Annotated in this window: 6 protein-coding genes and 2 pseudogenes; 2 read left to right on the top strand and 6 right to left on the bottom strand. The window is 56.7% G+C overall.

The window, feature by feature from the left end; genetic code table 11:
* The coding region (locus tag Q7T45_RS22695; RefSeq protein ID WP_304873733.1) for a lycopene cyclase family protein at positions 1-139 on the bottom strand (139 nt) is incomplete at its 3' end.
* Positions 140-951: 812 nt separating this feature from the next.
* On the opposite strand from Q7T45_RS22695, the gene Q7T45_RS22690 reads away from it, so the two are divergent.
* Complete coding sequence (locus Q7T45_RS22690) at positions 952-1683, top strand: FadR/GntR family transcriptional regulator (RefSeq protein ID WP_304873728.1); 732 nt, start codon at positions 952-954, stop codon at positions 1681-1683.
* Between the two features lie 186 nt (positions 1684-1869).
* On the opposite strand, the pseudogene Q7T45_RS29065 reads toward Q7T45_RS22690, so the two are convergent.
* Positions 1870-2005: pseudogene (locus Q7T45_RS29065) on the bottom strand (transposase); the annotation flags it as partial.
* A gap of 264 nt (positions 2006-2269) precedes the next feature.
* On the opposite strand from Q7T45_RS29065, the gene Q7T45_RS22680 reads away from it, so the two are divergent.
* On the top strand, positions 2270-3817 hold the full coding sequence (locus tag Q7T45_RS22680) for a class I adenylate-forming enzyme family protein (RefSeq protein ID WP_304873726.1): 1548 nt from the start codon (positions 2270-2272) through the stop codon (positions 3815-3817).
* A gap of 336 nt (positions 3818-4153) precedes the next feature.
* Here the strand turns inward: Q7T45_RS22680 and Q7T45_RS22675 are convergent.
* The 4 genes and pseudogenes from Q7T45_RS22675 to Q7T45_RS22660 all read right to left on the bottom strand — a co-directional run bounded on the left by Q7T45_RS22675 (position 4154) and on the right by Q7T45_RS22660 (position 6538).
* Positions 4154-5680 (bottom strand): annotated as a pseudogene (locus Q7T45_RS22675) (IS66 family transposase).
* 69 nt (positions 5681-5749) lie between these two features.
* Positions 5750-6106, bottom strand: coding sequence for an IS66 family insertion sequence element accessory protein TnpB (gene tnpB, locus Q7T45_RS22670; protein ID WP_304873724.1), 357 nt, complete (start codon positions 6104-6106; stop codon positions 5750-5752).
* On the bottom strand, positions 6103-6342 hold the full coding sequence (locus tag Q7T45_RS22665) for a hypothetical protein (protein WP_304873736.1): 240 nt from the start codon (positions 6340-6342) through the stop codon (positions 6103-6105). Before Q7T45_RS22665 ends, tnpB begins: the two co-directional genes overlap by 4 nt.
* Positions 6308-6538, bottom strand: a complete 231-nt coding sequence (locus tag Q7T45_RS22660) for a transposase (RefSeq protein WP_304873721.1) — start codon at positions 6536-6538, stop codon at positions 6308-6310. The genes Q7T45_RS22665 and Q7T45_RS22660 overlap by 35 nt, the downstream gene beginning before the upstream one ends.
* Positions 6539-6783 lie beyond the last annotated feature (245 nt).

The following is a 6783-nucleotide window of genomic DNA, read 5'->3' as shown; positions in this document are numbered from 1 at the left end:
GAACGAATACAGAGGATGCGGGCGATCCTGCTTCGATGAGCAAAACTTTGATCTTAGGATCCTCGCTTAACCGCGAAGCCAATACGCATCCAGCCGAACCTGCGCCAACAACGACGTAATCATATGCAAGGGATTTCATTTGCAGGTCCTCTTGAGCAGAAAGTGAGCACTCGCGGGAGAGTATCAGCCAAACCTATTCAATCCCGCTCGGGGTCCAAAACTTGGCACTCGACTTCAATTCTTAAATGGAGCTACCATATTGGTAGGCCAAAATAGCTTGCCGTGGGCTCAACGTCAACCGATAGGGGACTTGTTTGGTCGCTCGAACGTTGACGATCATGCTTGTTACCGCGTCTTTTCTGATCATATTGAAGAAAGCCGGGGACTGGATCGCTTATACAAAAAGACAGCGAGAAGTCCGTAGAAATTCTAGACCGTTAGTACTCTAATTCTGCTACAAGTAGTGCACCGCATATGTAGTGCGTCTGCATTTCGGGACCGCGCGTAAGCGCCCAATTCTGCGCCGATGACAAAGATCGAGCCAGATCGGTCCGAGCGGCGATATGCCCTCAAGAGGGTCGGCAACGGACTTTGTACGCCACGCCGAAGGCCGCGTTACCTGAATGTCGTTCAGGGCCAGATCGGGCCTACCAATTTAGTGCACCGCAGCTATATCCGTGAAGTGTACAAAATCGAGCAGAACCGCGTCAGATTCGTACCATTTCACTTTCCATTCAATGACCGCTGCTGTCGATAATACCCCGGACCCGTCTGTAGACGTTGGCTTTTCAGCGTGATCCTTCTCAACGAGAACATAACCTTTCAAATACACCTGCTTATCGATTAAAGTGGCGTATTGCAGATTTGGGCATTCTCGCGGTTGCCTGGAACGCGATCCCCATAATCGCAACCACGCGTCTTGCAGGACCAAACAACAAAGAGTGCAAAACAATGACCGAGAACGATCGAGCTGATCAATTAATGGTACCTTCAAATGCCGTGGGAAAAATTCTCTCATTCATCCGCGAGCGTCGCTACCAACCTTTGGAGCGCCTTCCGTCTGAACGCGATTTCGCTGAGAAATTTGGCACCAGCCGTGGTGCTGTTCGTGAGGCATTGGCGACTTTGGAAGCTATGCGCGTTGTTGAGAGGCGTCCCAACTCCGGCATATATCTTCGAAATTCCGACGATAGTAGTATCGAAGCGCTCGTCCTTCACGCCGAATCCGGACTTCCATTCCAGGCCGATGAGATCGCCGATGTATTTGAGGTGCGGCGTATGCTTGAAGTGCAAGCTGTCAGGCTGGCTTGCAACCGCAGAACAGCCGATAACATTCGTGATCTGCATACGATTCTAACAAACACTGCGAGGCGCATTGCAAGAAGGCAGACGATTGAGTTCGAAGATGAAGCTTTTCATCTTGGGATTTTTATTGCGACCAAAAACGACATCCTGCTTCGTGTTGTAAAATCCTTCTATGAAATGTCCCGACAGCGGCGGCGCGTCTACTTTGCGGATCAAGGGCGAGGACGTCGCTCTTATGAAGATCATTGTAAGATTCTTGAAGCGATCGAAAATCGTCGCGTCGGTCAAGCCGAACAAAGGATTAGCGACCATCTATCCCAAACGATAGAGAATTGGCAGCGCTTGCTTGGCGAGCCAAATTTGCCCAAGAAACGGTAGGCGCTCCTGAAATTTACGAGGCTCGGTCACCGATGCGGAGATTCTGCTCGGGCTCGGGCTTGGTAGTACGGGGACGGAGCTCTCCGATCTTGGCGTGAAGCGACTTCACGTCGATGGCTGCTTGCTCGGCTCCGGACCCGCCACCGGGACCGAATGCATCGGCGGCCTTGCTTTCAAGCTAAGTCTTCCACGTCATGATCTGATTGGGGTGAACGTCGAACTGCTCGGCCAGTTGAGTTGTCGTCCGGTCACCCTTGACGGCGGCTAGAGCCGCCTTTGCCTTGAAGGCTGGTGTGTGGTTCCGGCGTGCTCGTCTGCACATGGTCGCTCCTGATTCGCAGGCATCGGCGTGCCCGCTGTCAGGCAGAAATTCGACTTGTCGTCCTGTTCAAGTTTGCGGAGCCGGCTCTATTCATTCTTGACATGGTTAAAAAATGGACCTACCAGATTGGTAGCATCAAAAGTCAAGCGTCTTCTTGGGTGTGATCAACCAGTGTCGCCATATAACATTTGGCTCCGTGTGCTGAGCGGTCGTTGTGTTCTTGAGAATGCTCCCAAAGAGATGCCTCGCGGAGAAAGATGATCGATGACCCCGGACTTATTGTCGAATCTGCCATCTAGAATCCACATGATATTGGAGGAGGGTGCAAAGGAGGGGGCGTCCCGAATTGCATTCACCGATGAAGATGGTGCGGAGTGGAGCTATCGGCGTCTGATCGACACTGTTGCCGATGTTGCCGGAAAAATGGCGGAATTGGGTGTTCGTCCTGGCGACCGTGTTATGGTGGTCTGTGAGAATTCGATCGCCGCAATTGTGCTGATGTACGCTGCAAGTCGGTTGGACGCGTGGAGCGTGATGACTAGCGCTCGTCTCAGCTCACGCGAGATTGATTTGATCAAGGAAGACAGCAGTCCCCGCTGTGTATTCTACACCCATACCATTTCTTCGGAAGCGGACGCTCACGCACGGCGCCATGGCGCAACTCTGGAGGTGTTTGACGAGATCGGTAGGGTGAAAGTTGGAAGCCTGGATGCGGGAACAATGGCCGAAAGTGTTGAAAGTGATCCCGCAAAGCAGGTTGCTACGCTGATTTACACAACGGGAACCACAGGCCGCCCCAAGGGGGTGATGCTGAGCCATCGTAATCTTGCATTTGTTGCCTGCCGTGGAAAATTAACGAAGACCATTTTGGCGGATGACGTTTCGCTATGCCTCATGCCCATCTCGCATTCGTACGGGCTTGCTCTGATGCAGGGACTGCTCTTTGCGGGAGGTCATTCGCGAATTATGTCGCGTTTTTCGCTCGCGCAGACAATCGAAGTCATTCAAAATGGTACGCTGACATTTTTCGCAGCCGTGCCGGCTTTATTTGCTCGCCTCGTTGCTCATGCTGACCAAACTGATCTTCAACTCATGCCAAATCGGTTGCGGTACGCCTACACTGGGACGGCGCCGCTCGATCTATCACTTCGCCAAAATGTCGAGCGGGTGCTTGGCGTCGTACTTCACAACGGTTATGGCCTAACTGAGACGTCGCCTACTATTAGCCGCACTCTATATGCGGTAGGAAGCAATGAGGTCAACATAGGTACTCCAATTCCTGGCGTTGAGATCAAGATTGTTGGGTCCGATGGCTGCGAGATTATGGATGGCTCTCCAGGAGAGCTGCATGTGCGTGGACCTAACGTGATGCTTGGCTATTTTCGTCAGCCAGAGCTTACAGAGGCGGTAATCGATAAGGATGGATATTTGAATACTGGCGATATTGTGAGCGTTAATTCAAAGCAAGAGATGGTAGTGCAGGGGCGCACTAAAGAATTGATCATTCGTTCAGGCTTCAACGTTTATCCTCCGGAGATTGAGGCGGCGCTTAATACGCATCCAGCAGTTCTGAACTCTGCAGTCGTTGGGCGGTCAATCGAAGGTAATGAGGAAATTGTTGCCTTTGTTGAGCCGGTTCCTGGCTGCCATATAGAGATAGACACACTATTTGCGCTGCTGGATGAGCAGCTCGCTCGGTACAAAAAACCTCAGAAGATAATCGTGATGTCACAGCTTCCGGTTGCTCCAAACGGCAAGATCAGAAAAAATGACTTGAAGAAGTACGCAGAAGCGCTGCCTTCCTTCGCCTAGCAGGGCTCTTCAAAGTTTATTCACCGTCAGCACCCTTGAGACAAACTGAGAGTCTCGACGATGGTGTCCGTCGGCAGATGAGTATCGAAAATCAGCTTTTGGGCGTGCCGCGTATCCATGGCGAACTGCTCAAGCTTGGGATTGAGGTCGCTCAATCAAGGCGTCGCGAATGGGATGGACCGGCCGTGCTCCCGCCCCTAACGACTCGCAGAGTCGGTTGAAGGGCTTTTGAAGAGCACGAGGAGGACACGCCATGCCCAGCAAAGCAGACACCACAATTGCGCGCACGATTGGTATCGATACCGGCAAGAACACGCTGCATGGTAAGCGCTGTTTCTAGGCCACGGCTTTGAGTTCTTGCTTTCTATAGGCCCACGGCAGCAACAGATCGATATCGCGGTTGGGGTGACCATTGACGATGCGCGTGAGGACGTCGGTCAGATACGCGAGCGGGTCGATGTCGTTCAACTTGCAGGTCTCGATCAGGGACGCGACGGTGGCCCAATGCTTGGCGCCTCCGTCGGAACCGGCGAACAACGCGTTCTTCCGGCTGAGCGCGATCGGGCGGATGGAGCGCTCGACAGTATTGTTGTCGAGTTCGATGCGGCCATCATCAATGAAGCGCGTCAGGCCCTGCCAGCGCGACAGGGCTTAGCGGATGGCCGTGGCAAGCTTGCTTTTCTGGCTGATCAGGCCGAGTTTTGTGCGCAGCCACGGCTCGAGCGCGGCGATCAGGGGACGGCTTTTTAGCGAGCGAACTGCTCGGCGCTCCTCGGGACTTCGACCGCGGACGTCTTTCTCGACGGCATAGAGCCCGGCAATACGTTCGAGCGCTTCGCTGGCGATCGGTGCCGGACCAGAGACGGCGAGCTCATAGAACCCACGTCGAACGTGCGACCAGCAGAATGCAAGGCGGACGTCGCCTCGGTCGGCCAGCTTGCGGTAGCCGGCATACCCATCGACCTGCAGGATGCCCTTGAAGCCCTCCAGATGGGTGATTGGCCGCTCCGACTTACGATCGGGTGCGTAGACATAGACGACGCCCGGTGGGTCACAGCCGCCCCATGGCCGGTCGTCGGCGGCATAGGCCCAGAGCTGTCCGGTCTTGGTGCAGCCCCGGCCAGGGTCGAGCACCGGCGCGGTCGTCTCGTCCGCATACAGGCGGGGGCGCTCCTTCAGCCTCGCCAGCAGCCGCTCCTGCAGCGGGCGCAGGTGCCAGGCAGCGTGGCCGACCCAGTCCGCCAGCGTCGATCGGTCCAGTTCGATACCTTGCCGGGCGTAGATCTGCGCCTGGCGATACAGCGGCAGATGATCGGCATATTTCGACACCAGGACCTGGGCGATGGTGGCTTCCGTCGGCATGCCGCCTTCGATCAGTCGCGCGGGCGCGAGGGCCTGCACAACACCATCCTCGCAACGCCGGCAGGCGTATTTCGGGCGGCGGGTGACGAGCACCCGGAACTGCGCCGGCACGATGTCCAGCCGCTCGCTCTTGTCCTCCCCGATCCGGTGCAACTCGCCCTGGCAGCAAGGGCAGGTCCTGCTGTCGATATCGTCGTCGATATCGACCCGTGGCAAATGCGCCGGCAACGAGCCGCGGTTGGTGCGTCGCTTCTCGGCGCGCGCGGCTCGCTCAGTCGGAGCCGACTGATCTGCTATCGCCGCATCGCTCGCCGCCATTTGCTCGACGTCTTCGAGGCCGAGCAGCATTTGATCTTCGGGCAGCGTCTCGGCCCTGCGGCCAAAACGGTGCCGCTGCATTTCCTTGATGATCTGGCGCAGCCGCTCACTCTCGCACTGCTCGGCGAGCAGCATCGCTTTCAGCGTCTCAAGATCGTCGGGCAATGCGTCGCTTGGCATCATCGAATCAGATCATATTCGGCGACAATTTGCGACGGCCTCGATGCGGCTAATTCACTTCAGGGATAAAGATCAGCTCGGCTGTGTCGGCGTCACTGTTTCCCGCGCCTCATGGACGCGACGCCAGTCCAGCCCTTCCAGCAGCGCAGACAATTGCGCGGCCGATAACTTCATCACGCCGCTCTCGATCTTCGGCCATCGGAAGATGCCGTCCTCCAGCCACTTGGCGAACAGACAAAGACCGGTGCCATCCCAGAACACCAGCTTGATCCGGTCGGCGCGCTTCGCTCTGAACACGTAGACCGCCCCGGAGAATGGATCCGCCGCCATTGTCTCGCGCACCAGTGCTGCCAATCCCTCGGCACCCTTGCGGAAGTCGACGGGCTTGGTCGCCACCATCACGCGGACCGCGCCGGTCGGGCCGATCATGCTGTGGCTTTCAACGCCCGCAGCACCGCTGTCACGGTCTTTGCATCCGCACCGCGGCCAACCCGAACCGTCACGTCGTCGATCTCGACCTCGATCAGTCCCGCATCGGGCTCAACCTGACGCCGCGGCATTTTGCGTTGACGACGGACGGACGGGGAAGACGGTGCCATGTCCAGGACTGCCGGAATGAACTGCAGCTCTTCAGCATCTGAAAGCGCAGTCTGGGACGCTTGCAATCCCCGGCGCCAGCCATAACTGCTGCGGCGACAGTCCGTGCCGTCGGGCTACGGCAGAGACAGACTCGCCGCTCGCTACGATCTCAGCGACAATCCGTCCCTTGTCCTCGTCGCTCCACGTTCGCCGACGACCTGCACCGGTGAACACCTCAAGCCGATGAACCGGCTTAGTGATAGCATTATCCACTGTGTCCATTCTAAGCCTAACGGTTATGACAACCGCCAGACTCGCAGGTCAGGACATCTTCAGGAAGGTGACCGCGGTGAGGCGGACCGAGCCGAGGCTTACGGCCGCATTGGTCGGTCCGGATAGAGGGCTATGGTGGGCCGGCACAGCCGTCCCCGACGATCGCGCAATGCCTCAACGGCGGACTGGCCTGGCTCGAGATTGAGTGTAACCGGTGCAAGACCCGGGCCGAGCCTGCCGCTCAGCGCCATCTG

The sequence above is a fragment of the Bradyrhizobium sp. genome (genome assembly GCF_030646015.1).
In the GTDB taxonomy this organism is placed as follows: Bacteria; Pseudomonadota; Alphaproteobacteria; order Rhizobiales; family Xanthobacteraceae; genus Bradyrhizobium.
Note: the sequence above shows the minus strand (reverse complement) of the source record. Positions and strands in the feature narration are given on the sequence as shown.